Annotated in this window: 3 protein-coding genes; 1 reads left to right on the plus strand and 2 read right to left on the minus strand. The window is 36.9% G+C overall.

Annotation, left to right across the window (positions count from 1 at the left end; genetic code table 11):
• Positions 1-174: 174 nt before the first annotated feature.
• A complete protein-coding gene (locus I2D94_RS18125) occupies positions 175-348 on the minus strand; it encodes a hypothetical protein (RefSeq protein ID WP_195397920.1) in 174 nt (57 codons plus the stop codon).
• Between the two features lie 146 nt (positions 349-494).
• Between I2D94_RS18125 and I2D94_RS18130 the strand changes: the two genes are divergently transcribed.
• Complete coding sequence (locus tag I2D94_RS18130) at positions 495-893, plus strand: helix-turn-helix transcriptional regulator (RefSeq protein WP_195397921.1); 399 nt, start codon at positions 495-497, stop codon at positions 891-893.
• Positions 894-968: 75 nt separating this feature from the next.
• Here the strand turns inward: I2D94_RS18130 and I2D94_RS18455 are convergent.
• Positions 969-1161, minus strand: a 193-nt coding sequence (locus I2D94_RS18455; protein WP_229056966.1) for a hypothetical protein, incomplete at its 5' end; no start/stop codon positions are given.

Here is a 1161-nt window from a genome sequence, read left to right on the forward strand (position 1 = left end):
TTTTTTATTACCTTGATTTTGACTTTTAGATCATCTGTCGACATGATCTCGGCTAATGCGTTAATCAGTCGATCAATGGACACCTTATCGTTATTTTCTTTGATCACCGATTAACATCACTCCTTTAAATAATCTTCATCGAAGAACAATCGTTCTGCCTCAGTGATGTCATCATCATCGGGCGACAGCTGCGCTGAGCCTGGGCGATTCCTTACAACGATTCCCACGATCACGGCCGAGCATGTACGCCATCACTGCAAGCTCAAACACTTTTTGACCGTCTTCTGGAAGTTTGTTAACATTCTCTACAATAGGGCGCGCAAGTTCTTTTTCTTTTTCTGACAACATTTTCACACCTCCTTAGCTATCTTGCAATCATATATTACCACCGTTAAGATACTTTGTCCACATTTAATTTAAAAATAATTTGTGTTAATGTTTGCTTGCAATCATTTGTCCTAGGTTGTATAATGTGGTAGAAAGGAGTTAGAAAAGTGAATTATAAAAACATTGATATTGGGGAAAGAATTAAAATAGCAAGAAAAGAATTAAACCTGACACAAGAAATATTTGCAGAAGGTTTAATGATGAAAAGAAATTCAATCACTCAACTAGAGAATAAAGTTAGAAATCCATCTGAAAGAACTTTGAAATTAATTGCTTCTAAATATAATGTAAATATTGAATTCTTATTAAATGGTGAGCTTCCGATTTTGAATCCATTATCGAAGGAAGAAGAACTCGCTGCATGGATGGGAACCATCATAAAGCCTGCGAATGATGGAGATGTCAGGCAAAGAATTATTCACATTTTGAGCCAATTAGAAGATGATGAATGGGAGGTTGTCGGAAAAATCGCTGAACGAATTGCGAAAGAATATAAAAAAGACTGAGCGCGCCCAGTCTTGAATGTTATATTATTGATCGAATAAACGCGATAATGCGTTTAAGTTTAGACTGATCTGTAATCAGCAATATAAGATCAGCGATCTCTTTAATAAGATCTTCATACATAAATAAGCACCCCCTATCGCAGATATCCGGCCGGGGTTGCTCTGCGAAATTATTCTATCAAATTTCAGCAATTTTTGATAGAAGCCATATACGGCATTAAAACAAATAAAAAAATCCCGCCAGCGCCAACTGGCAGGATCGGCAGCG

The sequence above is a fragment of the Holdemania sp. 1001302B_160321_E10 genome (assembly GCF_015552275.1).
Taxonomy (GTDB): domain Bacteria; phylum Bacillota_I; class Bacilli_A; order Erysipelotrichales; family Erysipelotrichaceae; genus Holdemania.

What these genes read in the sequence shown, in the direction of transcription:
- I2D94_RS18125 (WP_195397920.1), bottom strand. Translation starts at nt 348, where the DNA reads ATGTTGTCAGAAAAAGAAAAAGAACTTGCGCGCCCTATTGTAGAGAAT.